Annotated in this window: 21 protein-coding genes; 10 read left to right on the top strand and 11 right to left on the bottom strand. The window is 30.1% G+C overall.

The window, feature by feature from the left end:
* Nucleotides 1-297 precede the first annotated feature (297 nt).
* Complete coding sequence (locus ACR0P1_RS04790) at nt 298-1320, top strand: NOG1 family protein (RefSeq protein WP_432645279.1); 1023 nt, start codon at nt 298-300, stop codon at nt 1318-1320.
* Between the two features lie 110 nt (nt 1321-1430).
* Nucleotides 1431-2021 (top strand): Hsp20/alpha crystallin family protein, encoded by a 591-nt coding sequence (locus ACR0P1_RS04785; protein ID WP_432645278.1) that lies wholly within the window; start codon nt 1431-1433, stop codon nt 2019-2021.
* Nucleotides 2022-2057: 36 nt separating this feature from the next.
* On the opposite strand, the gene ACR0P1_RS04780 is transcribed toward ACR0P1_RS04785, so the two are convergent.
* Nucleotides 2058-3068, bottom strand: a complete 1011-nt coding sequence (locus ACR0P1_RS04780) for an SIS domain-containing protein (protein ID WP_432645276.1) — start codon at nt 3066-3068, stop codon at nt 2058-2060.
* Between the two features lie 87 nt (nt 3069-3155).
* Between ACR0P1_RS04780 and ACR0P1_RS04775 the strand changes: the two genes are divergently transcribed.
* Nucleotides 3156-3782 carry a DUF447 domain-containing protein gene (locus tag ACR0P1_RS04775; RefSeq protein ID WP_432645275.1) on the top strand — a complete coding sequence of 209 codons (627 nt, stop codon included), beginning with the start codon at nt 3156-3158 and terminating at the stop codon, nt 3780-3782.
* Here ACR0P1_RS04775 and ade read toward each other — a convergent pair.
* The 4 genes from ade to ACR0P1_RS04755 form a co-directional block, all read right to left on the bottom strand.
* Nucleotides 3770-5494, bottom strand: coding sequence for an adenine deaminase (gene ade / locus ACR0P1_RS04770; protein WP_432645274.1), 1725 nt, complete (start codon nt 5492-5494; stop codon nt 3770-3772). The genes ACR0P1_RS04775 and ade overlap by 13 nt on opposite strands.
* Before the next feature lie 2 nt (nt 5495-5496).
* Nucleotides 5497-6717, bottom strand: a complete 1221-nt coding sequence (locus ACR0P1_RS04765) for a TIGR00300 family protein (protein ID WP_432645273.1) — start codon at nt 6715-6717, stop codon at nt 5497-5499.
* Between the two features lie 91 nt (nt 6718-6808).
* Nucleotides 6809-7627 (bottom strand): zinc-ribbon domain-containing protein, encoded by an 819-nt coding sequence (locus ACR0P1_RS04760; RefSeq protein ID WP_432645272.1) that lies wholly within the window; start codon nt 7625-7627, stop codon nt 6809-6811.
* Between the two features lie 83 nt (nt 7628-7710).
* Nucleotides 7711-8166 (bottom strand): hypothetical protein, encoded by a 456-nt coding sequence (locus tag ACR0P1_RS04755; protein WP_432645271.1) that lies wholly within the window; start codon nt 8164-8166, stop codon nt 7711-7713.
* A gap of 233 nt (nt 8167-8399) precedes the next feature.
* Here ACR0P1_RS04755 and ACR0P1_RS04750 point away from each other — a divergent pair, with 233 nt between their 5' ends.
* Complete coding sequence (locus tag ACR0P1_RS04750) at nt 8400-8576, top strand: hypothetical protein (protein WP_432645270.1); 177 nt, start codon at nt 8400-8402, stop codon at nt 8574-8576.
* Nucleotides 8577-8753: 177 nt separating this feature from the next.
* On the opposite strand, the gene speB is transcribed toward ACR0P1_RS04750, so the two are convergent.
* The 3 genes from speB to ACR0P1_RS04735 all read right to left on the bottom strand — a co-directional run bounded on the left by speB (nt 8754) and on the right by ACR0P1_RS04735 (nt 10558).
* The gene (gene speB / locus ACR0P1_RS04745) at nt 8754-9620 is read right to left on the bottom strand and encodes an agmatinase (protein WP_432645269.1); all 867 of its coding nucleotides are present in this window, start codon (nt 9618-9620) and stop codon (nt 8754-8756) included.
* Nucleotides 9621-9660: 40 nt separating this feature from the next.
* On the bottom strand, nt 9661-10059 hold the full coding sequence (locus ACR0P1_RS04740; RefSeq protein ID WP_432645268.1) for a translation initiation factor IF-5A: 399 nt from the start codon (nt 10057-10059) through the stop codon (nt 9661-9663).
* 145 nt (nt 10060-10204) lie between these two features.
* Nucleotides 10205-10558: a hypothetical protein gene (locus ACR0P1_RS04735; protein WP_432645267.1), complete on the bottom strand. Its 354-nt coding sequence runs from the start codon at nt 10556-10558 to the stop codon at nt 10205-10207.
* An 82-nt stretch (nt 10559-10640) separates the two neighbouring features.
* Here ACR0P1_RS04735 and ACR0P1_RS04730 point away from each other — a divergent pair, with 82 nt between their 5' ends.
* From ACR0P1_RS04730 to ACR0P1_RS04705, 6 genes are all read left to right on the top strand, one after another.
* Nucleotides 10641-11099: a pyruvoyl-dependent arginine decarboxylase gene (locus ACR0P1_RS04730; protein WP_432645266.1), complete on the top strand. Its 459-nt coding sequence runs from the start codon at nt 10641-10643 to the stop codon at nt 11097-11099.
* 5 nt (nt 11100-11104) lie between these two features.
* Nucleotides 11105-12958: a bifunctional NADP phosphatase/NAD kinase gene (locus tag ACR0P1_RS04725; protein WP_432645265.1), complete on the top strand. Its 1854-nt coding sequence runs from the start codon at nt 11105-11107 to the stop codon at nt 12956-12958.
* Nucleotides 12958-14376 carry a coenzyme F430 synthase gene (cfbE, locus tag ACR0P1_RS04720; RefSeq protein WP_432645264.1) on the top strand — a complete coding sequence of 473 codons (1419 nt, stop codon included), beginning with the start codon at nt 12958-12960 and terminating at the stop codon, nt 14374-14376. The genes ACR0P1_RS04725 and cfbE overlap by 1 nt, the downstream gene beginning before the upstream one ends.
* Nucleotides 14377-14491: 115 nt before the next feature.
* Complete coding sequence (hemC, locus tag ACR0P1_RS04715; RefSeq protein ID WP_432645262.1) at nt 14492-15361, top strand: hydroxymethylbilane synthase; 870 nt, start codon at nt 14492-14494, stop codon at nt 15359-15361.
* A 14-nt stretch (nt 15362-15375) separates the two neighbouring features.
* A complete protein-coding gene (locus ACR0P1_RS04710) occupies nt 15376-16329 on the top strand; it encodes a Gfo/Idh/MocA family oxidoreductase (RefSeq protein WP_432645261.1) in 954 nt (317 codons plus the stop codon).
* A gap of 12 nt (nt 16330-16341) precedes the next feature.
* Nucleotides 16342-16950 (top strand): orotate phosphoribosyltransferase-like protein, encoded by a 609-nt coding sequence (locus tag ACR0P1_RS04705; RefSeq protein ID WP_432645260.1) that lies wholly within the window; start codon nt 16342-16344, stop codon nt 16948-16950.
* A 107-nt stretch (nt 16951-17057) separates the two neighbouring features.
* On the opposite strand, the gene ACR0P1_RS04700 is transcribed toward ACR0P1_RS04705, so the two are convergent.
* From ACR0P1_RS04700 to ACR0P1_RS04690, 3 genes are all read right to left on the bottom strand, one after another.
* Entirely contained in the window at nt 17058-18734 is a 1677-nt protein-coding gene (locus ACR0P1_RS04700; protein WP_432645259.1) for an N-6 DNA methylase, read from the bottom strand.
* Nucleotides 18727-19293: a restriction endonuclease subunit S gene (locus ACR0P1_RS04695; protein ID WP_432645258.1), complete on the bottom strand. Its 567-nt coding sequence runs from the start codon at nt 19291-19293 to the stop codon at nt 18727-18729. Before ACR0P1_RS04695 ends, ACR0P1_RS04700 begins: the two co-directional genes overlap by 8 nt.
* Nucleotides 19294-19533: 240 nt before the next feature.
* A complete protein-coding gene (locus ACR0P1_RS04690; RefSeq protein WP_432645257.1) occupies nt 19534-19887 on the bottom strand; it encodes a hypothetical protein in 354 nt (117 codons plus the stop codon).
* Nucleotides 19888-20013: the final 126 nt, after the last annotated feature.

The following is a 20013-nucleotide window of genomic DNA, read 5'->3' as shown; positions in this document are numbered from 1 at the left end:
ATATTTAACTATTTTTTAAAATTTTATTTTACTATTTTAAGCAATATGAGTTCTTCATAATTTTTTTAGTAAACAGGATTAGTTATTGATATAAAAAAATCAATATAACATCACAATACTTGTCTGACAACATAAAGAATAATATTAAAAAAAACTAATTTTCATTTATAAAACATATCCCCTCTTAATGAAACCTCCCAAAATACCCATAAATTTAATTAACTAACCAAATCTAAACTATATTATAAACTGTTGAGAAAGAAAAAATATAAATAACGGATATTTAAAGTGATTAAAATGATGATTCCAACAATACCTACGCCGCAAGAATTACTTGATAAAGGATTCAGTAGAGGTAAAAAACAAGCAGACTTAATGAGAGGTCAAAAAATACCTAAACACTTAAAAGGTAAAAGAATTGAAGAAAGAAGAGTAGTAACTTCATGCCAAGTTATTAAAGACAAATTAAAATCAATTTTAGATGCAGTTCCTGAAATTGAAAGCTTACATCCATTTTATCAAGATTATATTGATATTACAGTTGGTGTGGATGATATGAAACAAGCATTAGGTGCTCTTAATTGGGCATATGGTATCATAACCCAACTTGAAAAGGAATATGGTTCAAAAATTAGAAAAAATCCTTCTGAAAGAGCAACAGCTATTCAAAAACAAGCTTATGGAAGAATTGCATCTGTTGTGAACAAAATCAAAAAAGATTTGGATTTCCTAGACTTTGCAAAACAAAACTTAAGAAATATGCCAACAATTGATTTTGATGCAACCACAATTGTTATTGCTGGTTTCCCAAATGTAGGTAAATCAACATTACTCAGACAAATTACTGGAGCAGATCCTCAAGTTGCAAATTATCCATTTACAACAAAGGGTATACAGATTGGTCATACTGAAAGACACTGGAAAAGTATCCAAATCATTGATACTCCTGGATTACTTGACAGACCTGTCTTAGAAATGAATGATATTGAAATGAATGCTATTGTCGCATTAGAACACTTAGCTGATGCAATATTATTTATTTTTGATGCTTCTGAGACATGTGGATTCCACTTAGACAATCAATTCAATCTTTTAAAACAAATCGAAAAGATCTTTTCAGAAATCCCTGTAGTCTGTTTGTTTAATAAAATGGATTTAATTGAAGATACAGAATACCTTAAAGAGTATATTGATGATGAAAATTCAATTTTCATATCTGCAATAGAAGGCGAAGGAATAGAAAAAATCAATGCTAAAATTGACAAAATTAAGAAAATAGACCGTATGCCTGAAGAAGAACCTGATGATGAATATTATTAAGGTGAGCTTTTAGTAACTTTAGGTAATTAATAGTTAAATTTATATACTAACAAACAATAACTATTAACACAATAATGACATAAATCGTCAATAAAAGGAGTGTGAAAAATATGGTAGACACTGAAACAATTGATGCTGAATTTAGTGAAAAAAAAGAAAAATTCGATGAAAAAAAAGAAGAAACAAAAGAAAAAATAAACGAAAAAAGAGAAGAAACAAAAGATAAAATCAACGAAAGAAAAGAAAAAGGAAAAAACATTGCAGATAATGTAATTAACGATTTATACAAAAGTGTTGATGATTTCAAAGATGCAATTAAAAATATGCAAAAAACTGCAGATGAAAGATACACAGAATACAAAAGATCAACTGTTCAAACTATAGACATTGACCTTGTAGAAACCAAAGACACATATTTCATCAAAGCAGCAGTTCCTGGTGTTAAAAAAGAAGAAGTTTCAATTGAAGCAGGTGACAATGATATTACTATTGAAACCACATTCAAACCATACATTGAAGAGTTTGAAGAAGATGAAGCTGAAGTAATTTCTTCTGCTATTAAATCTGGTAAATGTGTTAAAACTGTAAGATTCACTAACAGTATTGACATTGAAAAAGTTACTGCAAAATTCACAAACGGAATCGTTAAAATAACTCTTCCAAAATTAATCATACCAAAACATAAAGTAAATGTAGAATAAACTCTACATTTTTCTCTTTTTTTATTTTAAAAAAAATTAATATCTGACCTTACCAATATGTCTTGTTGCACCTGGATCTTCACCATTGAAATGTGCTAAATAATATATAAACCATTCTAATGGAATTACTAATATAAATGGAGATAATAGCTTATCTAATCCAACATAATCATCAAAATCATATACGATATATTTCAATTCTAAATTTTTAGAAAATTCAATAGCTTTATCTGTGATTTCATCAGATTCCAGTCCTGATCTTAAAAATATAGCTGGAACATCTTTTTCAGCACGTTCAATTAACCCATGTCTAAATTCAGCAGAATATAATGGACAAGCATGTTTAATTGCTCCTTCCATAAGCATAGTCATTGCTAATTTATACGCAAGACCGAAATTAGGACCACTACCCAAACAATAGAATATATCATCATCTTTAAATCTCTGAGCTAAAGATTTGTTTTCCTCTTCAGTTGATTCCAATAATTTCCCTATAATTTTAGGCATATCATGTAACTGTGCTAATAATTCTGTTTTATATTCATAATCACTAGCTGCAAACAAAATTTGATAAAGACATGCTAATTGAGTAATATAAGTTTTAGTACCTAAAATTGCAGTTTCAGTTTCACATCTAGTAATAATTGAAGTAATAGCTTCTTTAGTCATGGAACTTTCAGGTTCATTTGAAATTGATACTGTATGAATTCCAAAATCATTGCATCTCCTAAGAGATGATAATGTATCAGCTGTTTCACCTGATTGAGATGTGAATATCGCAAGAGAGTTTTCATTTTTAACTAATTTCTTATTGTAATATAATTCATAACCAGTAAACACCTCTATATTAATATTAGTACTGGACATGCGAATTGCATCACGTACACTATAACAAGTTGAAATTGAACTACCACAACCAATTAAATATACTTTATCCACATCAGAAACTAATTTGGAAACTTCTTCCATTTTAGATAACTCAGATTCAAAAGTTTTACTGAGAGATTCTGGTTGCTCCATCATTTCATCATACATTTTATAGTTCATGTTTAAACACCTAAAAATAAATAATATTATTAATATATTGTTTATTAATATATAAAAATGTTTTTTAATAAAACTTTGAATGATAACATGGAAATAGATTTAGCTTTAATTGGAATGGAAAAAGGAAGACAATACGAAACAATCATTACAACAAATGATTGTGAGAATGTTAAAAATGCAGCACCGATTGGTGTGCTTTATGCTGGTGAAGATAAAATTTTAAATCGTATTTTCAAAGGGAGTCATACACTAAACAATATCATATCACAGGGCGAGTTTGTTGTAAATATTACCCACAACCCAAAGCTATTTACATCATCAACCATTGGAAACTTACCTCAGGATTATTTTAGTGAAGATAACTCCCTAAAATGTGCAGATGCTTATTTTAAATGCGAGGTAATTAGCTTAAAAGAAGCTGTAACACAAAGTGATCCGATTAGAAAAACAAATGCTGCTATGATTATTAAATCAAAAGTAACACACTTAATAATAAAAAAACCTACTAAAGCAATTAATCGAGGATTTAGTTATGTTATTGACTCCTTGATTAATCTGACTCGTTTTGACAAGGTTGGGGAAGATAAAAAAGAAGAATATCTTAAAAGATTTAAAGAAGCAAATCGAGTGGTTACAAAAGTAGGCTATACAGAAGACATGAAAGCTATGAGTGAAATAAAAAAAGAATTAATAAAAAAAGGTTACGAACCTTGATTTTTAATAACTTCAATAAACTCAAATGAGTCCCCATCGAACAATCCCAAATCTGAAATCTTGAGAGAAGGAATAACCAATAATGCCATAAATGCCATTGTCATGAATGGAGAGCCAAGTTTACATCCTAATGCATAGGACATTTTATGTAAAGTATCCAATTTACTTGCTACATCAAATGCATCATCATTACTCATAAGCCCTGCAATAGGAAGTGATAGAGATTCGTTAAAGTCTTCGCTTGCTATTGCAAGTCCCCCCTTATTTTCAATTATAGTATTTACAGCTTTTGCCATCATTTTTGAGTCATATCCAATAACAATAATATTATGAGAATCATGTGCTACTGATGATGCAATAGCTCCTTTTTTAAGACCAAATCCTTTAATAAAAGCATTACTTATCCTGTTTCCACCATATCTTTCTACAACAGATATTTTTAATATATCTTCATGAACATCAGGCATGACCACACCATTTACAACTTCTAAATTTGCACTGGATTTGGTTGTTATCAATTCACCATCATGACATTCAATTATATTGACTTCACATTCATCTCCATCAAAGTAAATTTCAAAGTCATCTACTGTCTTTTTATCTGTTTTGATTGAATTTTCCACATCAACTTCAGGAACATCAAATAAAACATTTTCACCATCAAAGACACATTCACCTGCAATATATGTTTTTAAAATATTAAAATCATCCAGATTATCTATTACAACAAAATCTGCTTTTGAACCAGGTACAATTGACCCTACCCCCAGTCCATAATGCATTGCAGGATTTATTGTAACCATTTCAATGGCTTTTATAATATCAACGCCCAATTCTGCTGCTTTTTTAATAGATTTATTTAAATGACCTTCAATCAAATCGGTAGGGTGCTTGTCATCACTTACAATAAAATCAAAAATCGGTGAGTGGATTTTTCTTTCTAAAACCTCAGGTGGAATCATACCAAAACTATCCTGATTTCTCAAGTATTCAATACGTTGTGAAAAATCAAAAAGAGCTTCCATATTTTTAGCAGAAGACCCATCACGTACCATTATTTTCATACCTTTCTGCTTTTTTTCAATAGCTTCAGTGAAACTACTGCATTCATGGTCAGTGACTATATCTTGCTTTAAGTATTTATCCAATTCTTCACCTGAAAGTAATGGTGCATGACCGTCAATTGGCTTTTTATATTTTCTTGCCAATTCCAATTTCTTTATGACTTCCTCATCACCATTAATAACACCAGGGAAATTCATCATTTCACCCAATGCTACAATTTCATCCTTTTTTAATAAAAATTCAATATCCTCAGAAGATAAAATAGCTCCTGATGTTTCAAATAGAGTAGCTGGAACACATGAAGGAGCGGAAAAATAAAAATTAAATGGAACATTATTTGCATTTTCAATCATGAATTCAATACCATCAATTCCACAAACATTAGCTATTTCATGAGGATCACAAATAACAGAAGTAGTCCCATGCATTACAGCAACTTTTGCAAATTGAGCTGGAGTAAGCATGGTGCTTTCAATATGAATGTGTGAATCAATAAATCCTGGAAGAATTATTCCATCGACATCAAGTTTAGTTTCTTCACTAACACTTATTGGTGTGATTTCCTTAAAAACACCCTCAGCAATAGTGATTCTTGCAGGATATACTGAATCAGTCAACACATCAAGAATATGCCCAGTGAATTTCATTTTCATTCCTTGTGTAATGAATCATAAAGAAGTGGTAAAAATGTTCCAATATCAGTTACGATACCGACAACTTGAGCACTTCCCCTATCAGATAGTTTAGTAACTGTAGATGGATTAATATCTACACATATACTTTTTACTCTGGAAGGTAGGAGATTACCAGTTGCGATAGAATGAAGCATTGTTGCAATCATAATTACCATATCAACTTCTTGAGCATAATGTCTCATTAACTTTTGTGACTCTGCAGTATCAGTTATAACATCAGGAAGTGGACCATCATCACGAATTGAACCCGCGAGAACATATGGAACATCGTTTTTAATACATTCATACATAATTCCACCAGTTAAAGTTCCATCTTCAACTGCATTTTTAATTGAACCTGAACGATTAATCTTGTTAATTGCTCTCATGTGGTGAGTGTGACCATGAGCCACAATTTTACCAGTTTCAACTTCAATACCTAAAGAAGTACCGTATAAGTTGGATTCAATATCATGAGTTGCAAGTGCATTACCTGCCATTATAACATCAATATATCCTTCTTTTATGAGTGCTGCTAAGTATTTACCAGAACCTGTGTGTACAATAGCTGGCCCTCCTACAATACCTATTTTTCCACCTTTAGCCTTGATTTCTTTCATTTCATCTGCAATACCATTAATCAAGTTCATTAAAGGTTTTTCAGAAGATACTTCACTGTTCATAAATTCAAATACCTGTTGTTCATCCCTTGATCTGTGTGGAGGAGTAACTTTAACTCCATCAAGACCAACAACAATTTTATCTCCAGCTTTAATATCAGCAATAGGTTTTACAAAAGCACGTTTTTCATCTTCATCAACAACAACTAAACAGTCCATTTCAATTTCTTCAACAGGAATCCAGTTCCCATCATAGAAAATATGAGTTGTATGATTAGATGATGAATAAAAACCTTCAGGAGCAACTTTATCTTTAACAGATGCAACAAGATTGACTTCTTTGATTTCATCAATTGATGCACCAAGTACAGATAATTCATCTAATATAGATTCTAATAATTCTGGAGAATCTGCTGAAACTTCAATTTTTGCATGACTTACATCTGATTTTTTACGTCCAACATCAATTTCTAATATGTCAAATTCTCCGCCTTTATCCATAATTATACCCATTGTTTTAGTTAAAGTCAATGAATCAATAATATGGCCTGAAAGCTCAATAGTTCTTTTATTCATAACAATATGCTCCATTTTTTAGTTAATATTATAAATTTGGATTTGGTGATATTTAATGGTATTGTTATAATTTTAAAAAAAAGAAAAAAGATTAAAAGATAGTTTTGAATTTAATGATAATACTCTCAATTGTTTTTTTTAAAAATCTGTTTGAGATATAAGCTACAATAACACCCAAAATCATCAAAACAATTAATTGACTACCAAATAATCCTCTATAAAATACTGCAGCAAGTATACCATAGCTAAATTCAACTAATGGATTCTCCAAAATACCTAATACGAATCCAACAAATAAACCTGATATTGATGCATTGACTTCATTATCAGTAATTCCAGCAAAAAATCCTACAGACAAAATAATAGCTAATATAAATGAGACCCATGAAAAACCAATGAACAATCCTATAACAGATATAATTATGGATACAATTAAAGCCATTATGGATGTCTTTATAATGCTTTCCAAATTAATTTTATTTTCAGAAGAAGCAACATCGTGTTCATGTATTGTTTTTACACCAGTACGTATATTATTTCCACATTCTGGGCAAAACTCAACATTATCTTCTATTTTGCTACCACAATTTGAGCATACTTTTGTTTGAATTACCTTTTTTGAAAAACTTACCTTAGAACCACATATTTTACAAAACAAATCATTTTCATGTAATTCTGCCCCACAATTCTCACATTTTAAATTTTTATCTTCGTTTTCGAGTTTATTACCACAAGAAGGGCAAAACTCATTATTAGAATTTACTTCAGCACCACAGTTACTACATCGTATGTTAACATTGCACTCGGATAAACTTTGACTTTCATCACTACTAGCAAGATTATTTCCACAATTTGGACAATATTCCAAATCATCTGAAACATTAACCCCACAATTATTACATTTGACCATGATTTAACCTCTACTTAATTTATAGAACATTTAATTTTATTCTCCTCAATATTTTTAACAGTAAAAATCCAATTACTGAAACATCAGATGGAACTATTTAAAGCATTGATTTTGTTATCCATAACATCTAATTCCAATTTCATAAATCCCCTTTCAATGTCCCTGTATATTTGAGAATTTTCTTCATTAATCTTTTCTACTTCATCTCCCTCATTCAACATGTCCATTAATCTTAAAAATACATACTCTTGGTGTTGTTTTTCATATTCTTTTATATCTGAAACACTGTAAATATTGTTTAACAGCATTTTAATGACATTAATGAACTCTTCTCTGTCAGAGTGATCATTAACATTATTTGGAAGAATATCTGTCTTAAGTAAAAATACAGAATCAATATTACCCTCATTTTTTAAAATTAATGAATATCCTTTATTTTCAAGATAAACTAAAGCAATTGATTTATTGTCATAAATATCAATTTCCACTTTAGAAAACTCTTTTGGGATTGATAGAAAATCTAAATTACGAACTAACATTTTATCACCTATTTAAATCTAAACGGATTAAAACAAATTATCTTAAGGCCACTTATTATCTTTCCCATTAACATCTCAATGAGAATTAATAAAATTAAATAGATTTTGTTTAAAAATTATGACCTCAATATCTTGTGCTATTAATTATATTAACCACATAATATAAACATTGCTATTAGCATGCTATTATCATGTAGATATCTATTAAATAGCTAAAATTTAAATTCAAAAATATGAATCAAAAAGATGACATAAGCATTATTTCTTTACTAGCACGTTCTAAAAAAAGAATTAAAGTTCTAAAATCTCTAGAAAAAGAAGATAAAATCCCCTCAAAAATTAGTAAAGAGATTGATGATAACAGCAATCATATATCCAAATATTTAAAGACATTAAAAGAAGCAGATTAGTAGAATGTCTTAATGAAAAAGATAAACGATACAGGTTTTATGCCATTACTGATAAAGGTAAATATTACCTTGATAAAGTAGAACATGAATATAAAGACTAATTTTTAAGAAAAATATAACTTCTGATAACAGCATATCTCAAAATATTATATTTAATTAAAAACAATATACTCCAACTTAACCAATTAATGTTAAAAAATCATAAATTAACTTAGCTGCAACAATAGCAGTAACATCACCTAATCTATCGCTTGCAGTTTCGACAACATCAAAACCTACAACATTTTTACGGGACAATGTCTCAAGCAATGTTTCGATTTCTGAAATAAATAAACCATCTGGAGTTGGATTTCCGACACTAGGAGCTATTGACGGATCAATTACATCCATATCTATTGAAATATAAATAGGGCCATCAATGTTTGTCAAATAATATTCAATTGCATCCATATGCTTGTGAACATCATTATTTTTAAATGTTTGAATATTATAAGTTGATTTTACAAACTCTTCCTCTTCTATAGATGATGATCTAATTCCAATTTGAACTAAATTAATACCAAATTCATGACATCTTCTCATAACAGTTGCATGAGAGTATTTCTCCTCAATGAACTCGAAGGCAAGATCTCTGTGAGCATCAAAATGAATTACTGTTAATTTTTCATATTTTTCAGACAATGCTTTAATAGCTCCAATAGATAAGGAATGTTCTCCTCCAATCAAAATTGGCTTAATTTTCAATTCAGATAATTCATTTACTGTATCTTCAATGATTTCACATGTTTTTTTACAGTTTCCAGGAATGACATTAACATCCCCCAAATCATAAAACACAGTATTCAATTCTTTATTAAAAATAGTATTATATTTTTCAAAACCAAATGAAGCTTCTCTTACAACAATTGGTCCTAAACGTGCACCGGAGTGATAAGAAGTAGTACTATCAAAGGGAACTCCGATTATCCCAAATGAATTTTTTTTAATATTTTCATTTTCACTAGAAAATGCAAATTTCCATGGTTCATATGTATTTAAAAGCATAAATAATCTTTAAAAGGAAAAATAAATAAGAGAAAAGAATCTAGTTAGATCCTCTTGTCCTCATTATTTTCATATTTCCTAAAGCAACAATGTACTCTACTTCAATACCTTCAACGATAGAGTCTTTTAAATCTTCAGGCATTGGTAAATCAATAGTATCATAGTTTTCCATGTCCATTAATTGAACATTAGCTCCTTGAATAGAAATAACTTGTCCTAATCTTTTATCGATGATAGGAATATCTACTTTGTTATCTACTGGTTTAACTAAACTTCTTTTTTGGTTATCGAAAACACCAACTGCTTCAATCCTTGCCTTTGCAGCTCCGTGTTTACCAGGAGATGAAGTAGTATAACTGATAATCTTACAAGCTTCTCCGCCTAAAACAATGTACTTTCCAACTTTTAATGTTTTAATCTCTACAACTTTTGTTGACATATAATTTTTCCTCCATAAATAAAAACCGGTTTTTAATCTATATAATAAGGAATATTATTAGATTAAAATAAATTATCTTTTCCATTTTATATAAACTATTCGCTAAATCAACCAATTTACCGATTAAAATTTTTTTTAAAAAAAATTAAATTAACCCAATATTATATGAATACAACCATAAAGAAACAACAGCTAAAATCAAAAGAACAATAACCCAAACAACCAGAAAAATCTTTTTGTTGTCCCTTGGTCCTTTAATCATATATTCTTCACCTGGAACATCACTGGAATGATTCCTATTGTTCTTATATAACTCATCGTTTCTTAGATAATTATAGAACATTCTAGCTACATAATAAAAAATTATAACAAAAACAATACCAATATATGGAATAGATCCTCCATTAAAAAATAAAGCCACAATTGAAGACACAATCATCATAAGTAACATGAAAAAACATGATGATAAAATTATTGATAAAGACTTATTAAAAATCATTAGGCACACCTAAATTCTAATTACTTTTTTATCATTTAAATATTTATTTAATATAACATACAAATTTAAGATAAGTGATAAAATGAAAATAGCTATTGTATCTGGAAAGGATGAAGGTCCAAGTAAATTAAATGCATTCGATAATGCCTTAACCAATGCAGGAATCGGTGATGTGAACTTAATCAAAGTATCCAGCATGCTTGCAGGCAATGCTGAAATCAATAAGTTACCTAAACTCAAAGCAGGTGCTATGGTAAACTGTGTATTATCCGAAATAACCTCAGATAACCCCGGCGATGAAATAACTGCAGTAGTTGCAGTAGCTATTGGTGAAGAATTAGGATGTGTTGTGGAAACAACCGGAGTTAACGAAAATCCAAATGACCTTATCGAAAAGGCAAAAATGATGGTCAACTACATGATGGAAAAGCGAGGAGTTGAAATAAAAGATTTAATCATTGAATCATCTACAACAACTGTTCGCAAAATCGCATCAGTCGTTGCATCAGTCGTTTATTTAAAAGATGAAATAGTAGAGTGATAAGCATGGATGCAAAAGACAAACAAATTGCAACTGATTTAGCATACGAAATTATTCGTGAAGTTTCAAGAGCAATTAGACCATATGTAGGAAAACCAGAATCCGGAGAGAAAGTAAAAATAGGTGCTGATGGAACCCCAACATCATTGATTGACACAATTGCTGAAGACAAAATGATAAACATCTTAAAAAATGCACCAGTATTATCCTACATTGTTAGTGAAGAAATCGGAGAGTTGAAACTTGGCCGTGGAACTAAAAGAAGTATTAAACTTACTGATGAACTTAGACGTACCGACTTAACAAAAGAAGAAACTCCAAAATTCATATTTTTAGTTGATCCGGTTGACGGAACCAACAACGCAATTAAAGAAATTCCTGCTTTTGGAATTTCAATAGCTATCGCTAGCGTTAATCAAGGACGCCTTGCAACTTTAAATGATGTTGAACTTGGTTTCATAAGTAATTTTGCTAATGGTAACTTTTTTGAAGCAGAAAAAGGTAAAGGATCATTATTAAATAATGAAAAGGTATCCCCTAGTGATATTATAAATATAAGTAACATGACACTTGGAGGATTTACCAAAAGTGGTACATCCCAAGCTTCTAAACTGGTTGATACTGCTCGCCGTATGAGAGTTCTTGGAAGTGTAGTTTTAGAATTATCATACGTTGCCAGTGGAAGATATGATGCATTTATTGACCTTAGAGGAAGCAGAATAATAGATATTGCTGCATCAAAACTTATTCTTGAAGAAGCAGGATGTATTATTACAAACAAGTACGGTCAAAAACTCAACAACATATTAAGTATCTATGAAAAAACAGTTGTCGTAGCTGCAAACAACAAGATACTCCATAAACAGATGATTGATATCCTAAATGACAACCAGACAGATTTCATCGGGAAAGTAGGTATAATATCCAGAATAGATCAAACAAGACCAATTCTATTTGCTGCAAAAATCATTGACTACCTATTAACAAATGGCCGTGAAGTTATAATTGAAGAAAGATTGGCTCATGAATTGAATAAACTAAAAGAAAATCCAGAAATAAATAAAATAATAAATGAAATTAAGGAAAACTATCCTGAAATAGCTGATTTCTTTGAAGACATCAATTTAAAAATCGATTTTAATCAATTATCCGAAAAAGAATCTGACTTCGATTGTGATATGGCAGTTATTCTTGGAGGAGATGGAACACTACTAAGAGCACAAGGAAAATTGAATCCTGAAATTCCATTGTTTGGAATTAACATGGGCACAGTTGGATTTTTAACTGAAATAGAAGCTCCATACACATTTGAAGCTCTAAATTCTATTTTAAAAGGAGATTATTATAAAGAGAAAAGAAGCAGACTTGTGGTTTCACACGAAAATCATCAATATAGTGTGATGAATGAAGTAGTTATAATGACAAATAAACCTGCAAAAATGATGCATTTCGAAATACAGGTTGATGGAGAAATAATTGAAGAAGTAAGAGCTGATGGACTAATCATTTCAACACCAAGCGGGTCAACAGCCTATGCAATGTCTGCAGGAGGACCAATCGTTGATCCTAAAGTTGCAGGATTCGTAATCATTCCAATTTGTCCTTATAAACTTGGAGCAAGACCTTTCGTAGTATCAGACAGCAGTGAAATTACCGTGAAATTGCTTAAAAAAGGTAAAACTGCAGTATTTGTTATTGATGGTCAAATCAATGAAGAAGCAGACTATGAAGAAGAAATCAAATTTAAAAAGTCAGATAAAAGCGCTTACTTTATCCGTACTTCAACCAAATATTTCTATGAAAAGGTTAAAGACAAATTAAGTGAAGGGGGAATCCCTAAAACTTCAAGGTGCAAATAATGAATCATCTTGTTATTGACATGACTCATGGAGGAGTCAAAATTGCAATTAGTCTTGCAAAAGAGGGGAAAAATATACTTGCATATGACCTTTACAACACATTAAACGATATTGATGCTAAAATGCTTCATATTTACAATGTGGATTTAATACAGTTAAATGCCCTTGCAGAATTTAGGGGAGATATGAATATAATCTACCCTATCCATATGCCCCTAAGATTTAAAGATATTACTATACACAATCCCAATCTGAATTATACTTTTCAAACACATCATGAAATTATCTGTGAGCTTTTAAAAGATTGGGGGAATGATTTTCCAAAAATTGAAGTGACAGGAGTCAAAGGTAAGACATCTACCGTTTTTCTACTTAAAGAAATCCTGGCTGATGAAAATCCTTTAATTTTATCAAGCCTTGGAGCCATGCTTTTTGAAGACAGAAATAGAATCATGCTAAAACGCAATATTTCAATAACCCCTGCAAATATTAAAGAAACAATTGATCTTGCATATAAAATAGCTAATCCTATTTGTAAGATTGCTGATGGTATTGTTGAAAGTGAAAATCTAAGAAGATATAATTCAGCCATTTTTGAATCATCACTTGGAGTAAGTGGCATTGGAGATGTTGGAGTATTATTGAATATTGTTGAAGATTATCCAATTGGAAAATCAAAAAGTAGTGCAAGTAAAGCTAAAAAACAAGTGTTTAGATGCAATACAGTAGTTTGCCAAAAAGAAGCATATGACACATACTACCAAGATATAGCACACGATAAAGTTAACACATTTTCCCTAACGGATAAAAACTCAAATTTATATTTAAATAATGTCACATACACATTAGATGAAACCACAATGGACATCACATACAATAATGTTAAAACTATAAATGACAATGCAATTTCAGGAAAACTTTCTTTGAGTGCCTTTGCACCTGGAAAACATAATATAAGCAATGTTTTAGGAGCAATATTGACTGCATTAAGCTTGGAAATTCCTAAGAATAAAATCATTAATGGAATTCAAAACTACAAAGGAATTCCTGGACGAACAAATAAAAAACAAATCGAAAACATTACAATAATTGAAGAAATCAATCCTGGAATTAATACCAAAGCAATTGAAGAATCAATAAACATGATAAGTGATTTTAATGATTATTTAATTGTCATTGGCGGAGATTATGGAATAACATGCGAAGAAATTGATGAGAAAAAAGTTAGCGAATTTCTAGACAATCAAAATTGCGATATTATTTTAACTGGAGACGTAGGTAGTTCAATTTATAAAAAAATGTCTAATAAATGCCAATTGATTAAAGATTATAATGAAATCTATGATATTGCATTAAAAAGTAATAAAAATCTTCTTTTTATTTATCGTTCAGATTATAGAAAATTAAAACAAAGATGAATTTAACCTTAAATTTTAGATATTTGTATAAACATTTAATAATTATTACATTCAAAAATTAACAATGTAATAACATAAAATTATACAATTAATTTTAAAAGATTGGAGATAATAAATGATTGTTGGAACAAGAGGAAGTCAATTAGCTTTAGCTCAAACTAAACAAGTATGTGCTTGGTTAGAAAAAATAACGGGTGAAGCTATTGATTTAGAAATTATTAAGACCAAAGGAGATAAAATTACTACTTCTCAATTATATAATATAGATTCAAAAGGATTGTTCACAAAAGAACTTGATATTGCCCTTTTAGAAGAAGAAGTGGATTTTACAGTTCACAGTTTTAAAGATTTACCAACTGAACTAAATGAAGATTTAGAAATTGTTGCAGTTCCAAAACGTGAATCTCCAAATGAAGTACTTATATCCTCAAAAACCTGGGCAGAGCTTGGACCAGGATCTAAACTTGGAACAAGCAGTCTTAGAAGGGAAGCATTCTGTAATCGTTATGAAAAAGAATTTGAACTTAAACCTATCAGGGGAAATATTGAGACTAGAATTAACAAAACACTCAATAGTGATTTGGATGCAACAATCATGGCCGAAGCCGGCCTTAAAAGATTAAATCTTACAAAATACATTAAAGAAGTATTCCCAATTGATTACATTACCCCACCTGCTGGTCAAGGGGCACTTGCAATCATCACTAGAAAAGACTCTGATAAAAAAAAAATCATTCAAAAGTTAAACGATTATACTTCAATGCAAGAAGTACTTGCTGAAAAAATGATTTTAGAAGAACTCGGTGTTGGCTGTCAATGGCCTATTGGAGCCATTGCTAGTGTAGATAATAAAGAATTTAAATTGTATTCAATTTTATTAACCAAACAAGGCGAAATCCTTGAAGAGGAAACTAAGAAAGGTTCCATTAAAGATGCGGTTGAACTTGGCAGGCGCATCGGCGAACATTTCCAAAATTATGTTTAAACGGAGGAATTAATTTGAGAACTGTTAACGTAGGAGTTATTGGAGTAGGTGCAATGGGTGAAAACCATGTTCGTGTCTATAACAAAATGGAAGAAGCAAATTTAGTCGCTGTAAGTGATGTAAGTGAAAGAGCACTTAAAAAAATTGAAAAAAAATATGGTGCTAAAGGATACACTGAATATTCCGAATTACTTGAAAATCCAGAAATAGAAGCAGTGAGCGTATGTGTTCCAACTACATTCCACCATGCAGCAGTAATGGAAGCAATAAAACATGGAAAACATGTTTTGGTTGAAAAACCAATTGCGTTTACCTTAGAAGAAGCTGAAGAAATGATTGCAGCTGCTAAAGAAGCAGGAGTATTACTAGCAACAGGTCATGTTGAAAGATTCAACCCTGCAGTTAAAAAAGCTAAAGAACTTATTGATGATGGAGTAATTGGAGATATTGTAACTGGATTTGCAAAAAGAGTAGGTCCACTACCACCAAGGATTAAAGACGTTGGTGTGTCAATTGATTTAGCTATCCATGATTTAGATATTTTAAACTATTTATTTGAAGAAGAAGTCACACAAGTTTATGGTACTATGAACAGTATATTAGATGACTGTGATTTTGAAGATCATGCTGAAATTATGGTTAGTTTTGATAATGAAGCAACTGGAATTATTGAAGTTAATTGGTTAACTCCATACAAACGCAGAGAATTAGAACTTACAGGTACAGCAGGAATCATATCTGTAGACTATATCCAACAAAGCATCGAAGTCTTTGGTAAATTTGCCCAAGATATAGAAATCAAACATGAAGAACCTCTAAAAGGTGAATTAGCATCATTCTTAAATGCTGTGGCAACATGTAGTGAACCAGAAATTACTGGTGAAGACGGATTAAAAGCACTTAAAATGGTTATTGCAGCAAACAGATCATCTAAAGAACACAAACCAATTAGCTTTGATGAATTATAATTAGGTGATAGTGTGAAAGGAAAATTAATCGCAAAAGCACAAGAATTAAGACAACATGGTTTTACAACCGGTGAAATCGCAGATGAACTTAATGTAAGTATGGATACTGCTAGATGGTTAACCCTTCAAAAAGCAGAAGAAAAAACCGAAGCACCAGTAGACTTTGCTATTAATTGGAAAAGCATCGGTGGAAATTCCACCCGTTTAAGTTATGTTTCAGGTGCATTAAGTGATATGGCATTATCCCACGGGGAAGCAGACACTGTCGTAGGTATTGCAGTAAGTGGAGTGCCATTTGCAACAGTAATGGCAGATTTAATTGAAGACATGTCTGGAGTTGACACTTCAATAGCTATTTTCCACCCAAATAAACACAGGAAAAATATAGACTCAACTGACGATGAAGGTGCAATAAGTACTAACTTTGGAACTGTTGAAGGCAAAAAAGTTGTTATTGTAGATGACGTAATTACAAGTGGAAAAACCGTAAAAGAAGCTATTCATACAGTAAAAGACTTAGGTGGAAAACCAACTTGTGTTACCGTACTTATTGATAAAGCAGGACTTTCTGAAATTGAAGGTATACCTGTTGAATCTTTAATTAAAATTAGTAGATTATAAATCTACTCTTTTTCTTATTTTAAAATCATACATTAACTAAAATAACACTTCTTTTGGAACTTAAGTAATAACTATTAAAAAAAATTATAAAAATGATAGTAACATGTTTAATAAAACCTTAAGTCCAGTTCATCCATCATTTCATCGATTTTTTTATTTAATTTTTTAATATTTGAAGTAATTTCCTCTTTTTCATGAGCTAAATCTTTTAAATCAATAAATTCCCCTTCAAAAGTATCAACATATCTTGAAACAGATAAATTAAACTCATTATCCGCAATATCTGAAATATTAACAACATTTGAATATTTATCAATTATTTTTTTATTTAAATAAACATCAATGAGCTTTTCGATTGTTTCATCAGATGGTATCAAATTACGTTTAAACATTCCATGGAATGTAGATGAAGTTTTCTTAGTTTTAAAACTTTGTGACGAATCAACGAATAATATATTGTCATTCATTTTATCCTTCTTAAATATACAAATGATTTCAGGAGCATTAGTTCTTCCCAAATAATTCGGAATACTTATTATAGTATCTATATAATTGCATTCAAAAATCAAATATTTTCTAAGTAGATATAGTGAATTTTTAAATAAAAAACTTTGAGGAATTGCAACAACCATTATTCCATCTTTTTTAAGACAATTTATTAAGTTAATTAAAAATAAATATTCACTATCTTTAAGAGATTCATACTCTCCTCCAAAACTGGATTTCTGAGGCATTATCTTAATATTATCAAGTAGGACATCTAAAGCATCATAACATTGTTCTTCATCAAAGGAAACATTAAAGTTTTCATACAATACATCTTCTAATTTTCTCCGGTTATTCATTTTAGCAAAATCTTTAGTCTGAGTTTTACTGGCTATTTTTGATTTCCAAACACCAATTTGAGGTATTTTAGACATTACAACATCGTAATATGGACCATCAATATCAACTGATTCAACTGCATTTCCAAATTCTAAAAACACATTATCCAAATCAAAATAATTCATGAAAAGCTTAATTATGCAAACACAATATGTAATTGTGTCATGTTCCATTCCATAGGAATTACCAAAATTAAACGGGAATTTATCAGCCAAAGAAATTAAAGAAGATCCATCCTTTAAAAATGGATTATACACCTCCATTGGAGATGATTTACTTGCATAAACAAGCTCCACTAAAATATAATTAATATAATCCGAATCACAGTCTACATAAATATGTCTTGATTGACATAATCGATTAAAAATTTCTACAAATGAGAATTCATCTTCATAAATTTCAAGTTTAGAGATTAAATAGATTAAGTCCTTATAAATCAAGTAGTATTCTCTGTCATATTCCATTTTGTCAACATGAACTTCCTTTTCAAAAGCATCGAATACAAATTTAAAATACTTTTCATAATTTGAATCTGTCTCAAATTCAATATTTTCGCTGAAAGCTTTAAAAAATGAAGAAATAAAAAAACTTTCGTTGTATTGTGTGTTAATTACCTCATCAATGTATGCCTCTGGCTTGTTAATATAATAACCAAACATCTTAAAGGCATCATTTCTAAAAACTTCGGTATAATAAGGATCCATAAAAGTCTCATCAAATGTAATTTCTTTATCTTCAATAACACTTAAAAGATAATCTTTAAGCGAATCAGAACAATATTTATAAAAAAATGCGAATATTAAAATATATGAAACTTCTCTAGAATGATTAAACTGCCTAAGCTTAGTACGTAGATTTTTAAAAATTTCATAGTTTGATGAATTCTTGTGTTTAATCATCTATATCACACCAAATATTATTTAAAATTCCTTCCTTTAGGCGTCTGTCATAATCAACTACCCTTAAATCCTGTGCAATCTTTTCATCAATAGTATTTAAAAGATTCCCATATTTTACCTGTACGCTGTAATCTGGAATATTAAGACTAATTTCTTTAATTTCCTTGATAGACATGTGTGAAATTTTTTCTGTTCTTCCGCTTTGATGGAGCTGTTTTTTTACATGAGCATTAGTGAGTAAGTGTGCTATGAATGCAGAATCAAAATTAGGTTTAAGTCTTATAATAGCTACCCTATCACTTATCACAATTCCTTCCTGATTTATTTGGACTACGTCGAATGGATAAGACATCTTCATCAACACATCTCCTGATTTTGAAAAGAATCTTTCTTTTAGATTATTTTTAAGTTTAACCTCTTCAAAATCATCTATGATGCCATCACCTTTTATTGACCTTTGAACGACAACATCATAATTTACCCCCTCTTCATCCAAATAGCGCCTATATGAAAGACCTGAGTAAATATCTGCAATACTTGATAGTTTTACATTTCGCATTTTTCTCACTATTTATAGTTTAGTTAATTGAATATAAAAAATTAGGTTCAATACACAACGGAAAAAATTTATTCATAGTTAGAACATTCAAAGCATGTGTTCCACAGATTTTAAAGAAGAATCTGGCTGAAATAAGCATGCTTTATAATTATCCTATGAAATGTTTAATTTCATATTTTTTAGAGGTATTTAAAAAAATGAATTACTGTGGAAACATGCTAAATGTCATACCAGTTCATGCTATTGATACAAAGAACTTGCATCATCAATCATTGGTGTTTTTTTAACTTCAGATGCATCCACTTTTTCAGTAGACACACCACCAATAACACCAACACTTTGAATGTTGCTTTTCAATACTGCAGTGGAAACAATACTTGATCCTTGTGGAGATAGAACAAATAAATCTAGAAAAGTATCATCCTCTCCTACTATGAACGCTGGCTCGATGGTTTCAGCAGATTGGGTTTGGACTTTAATGAGAATATGCTTTGCTTCATTTTCCTCTTCAATTCCCATCTCCTGTCTGATATTTTCATCTAGGATTTTAACTTTTTCACTCCAGTTAATGGAACTCATTGAATGATTATTCATATTATCACCTACTATTTTTTAAAACCACTTATTGTGGAAAATTCTACAATCATTTATAATCGTCTGCATTTTTACAATAAAGACTTAATTTTGTAATCATATTTTATATACAATAATATATAAACT

Origin of the sequence: Methanobrevibacter sp. (assembly GCF_050872065.1) — an archaeon.
In the GTDB taxonomy this organism is placed as follows: domain Archaea; phylum Methanobacteriota; class Methanobacteria; order Methanobacteriales; family Methanobacteriaceae; genus Methanocatella.
Note: the sequence above shows the minus strand (reverse complement) of the source record. Positions and strands in the feature narration are given on the sequence as shown.

Bases quoted from the DNA above. Each gene is read 5' to 3' on its own strand.
- ACR0P1_RS04730 (WP_432645266.1), top strand. From the start codon at position 10,641: ATGAAAATAGCTATTGTATCTGGAAAGGATGAAGGTCCAAGTAAATTA.
- ACR0P1_RS04790 (WP_432645279.1), top strand. From the start codon at position 298: ATGATGATTCCAACAATACCTACGCCGCAAGAATTACTTGATAAAGGA.
- ACR0P1_RS04760 (WP_432645272.1), bottom strand. From the start codon at position 7,627: ATGGTCAAATGTAATAATTGTGGGGTTAATGTTTCAGATGATTTGGAA.
- ACR0P1_RS04725 (WP_432645265.1), top strand. From the start codon at position 11,105: ATGGATGCAAAAGACAAACAAATTGCAACTGATTTAGCATACGAAATT.
- ACR0P1_RS04775 (WP_432645275.1), top strand. From the start codon at position 3,156: ATGGAAATAGATTTAGCTTTAATTGGAATGGAAAAAGGAAGACAATAC.
- ACR0P1_RS04785 (WP_432645278.1), top strand. From the start codon at position 1,431: ATGGTAGACACTGAAACAATTGATGCTGAATTTAGTGAAAAAAAAGAA.
- speB (WP_432645269.1), bottom strand. From the start codon at position 9,620: ATGCTTTTAAATACATATGAACCATGGAAATTTGCATTTTCTAGTGAA.
- ACR0P1_RS04740 (WP_432645268.1), bottom strand. From the start codon at position 10,059: ATGTCAACAAAAGTTGTAGAGATTAAAACATTAAAAGTTGGAAAGTAC.
- ACR0P1_RS04695 (WP_432645258.1), bottom strand. From the start codon at position 19,293: ATGCGAAATGTAAAACTATCAAGTATTGCAGATATTTACTCAGGTCTT.
- ACR0P1_RS04700 (WP_432645259.1), bottom strand. From the start codon at position 18,734: ATGATTAAACACAAGAATTCATCAAACTATGAAATTTTTAAAAATCTA.
- cfbE (WP_432645264.1), top strand. From the start codon at position 12,958: ATGAATCATCTTGTTATTGACATGACTCATGGAGGAGTCAAAATTGCA.
- ade (WP_432645274.1), bottom strand. From the start codon at position 5,494: ATGAAATTCACTGGGCATATTCTTGATGTGTTGACTGATTCAGTATAT.
- ACR0P1_RS04755 (WP_432645271.1), bottom strand. From the start codon at position 8,166: ATGTTAGTTCGTAATTTAGATTTTCTATCAATCCCAAAAGAGTTTTCT.
- ACR0P1_RS04735 (WP_432645267.1), bottom strand. From the start codon at position 10,558: ATGATTTTTAATAAGTCTTTATCAATAATTTTATCATCATGTTTTTTC.
- ACR0P1_RS04690 (WP_432645257.1), bottom strand. From the start codon at position 19,887: ATGAATAATCATTCAATGAGTTCCATTAACTGGAGTGAAAAAGTTAAA.
- ACR0P1_RS04780 (WP_432645276.1), bottom strand. From the start codon at position 3,068: ATGAACTATAAAATGTATGATGAAATGATGGAGCAACCAGAATCTCTC.
- ACR0P1_RS04750 (WP_432645270.1), top strand. From the start codon at position 8,400: ATGAATCAAAAAGATGACATAAGCATTATTTCTTTACTAGCACGTTCT.
- hemC (WP_432645262.1), top strand. From the start codon at position 14,492: ATGATTGTTGGAACAAGAGGAAGTCAATTAGCTTTAGCTCAAACTAAA.
- ACR0P1_RS04765 (WP_432645273.1), bottom strand. From the start codon at position 6,717: ATGAATAAAAGAACTATTGAGCTTTCAGGCCATATTATTGATTCATTG.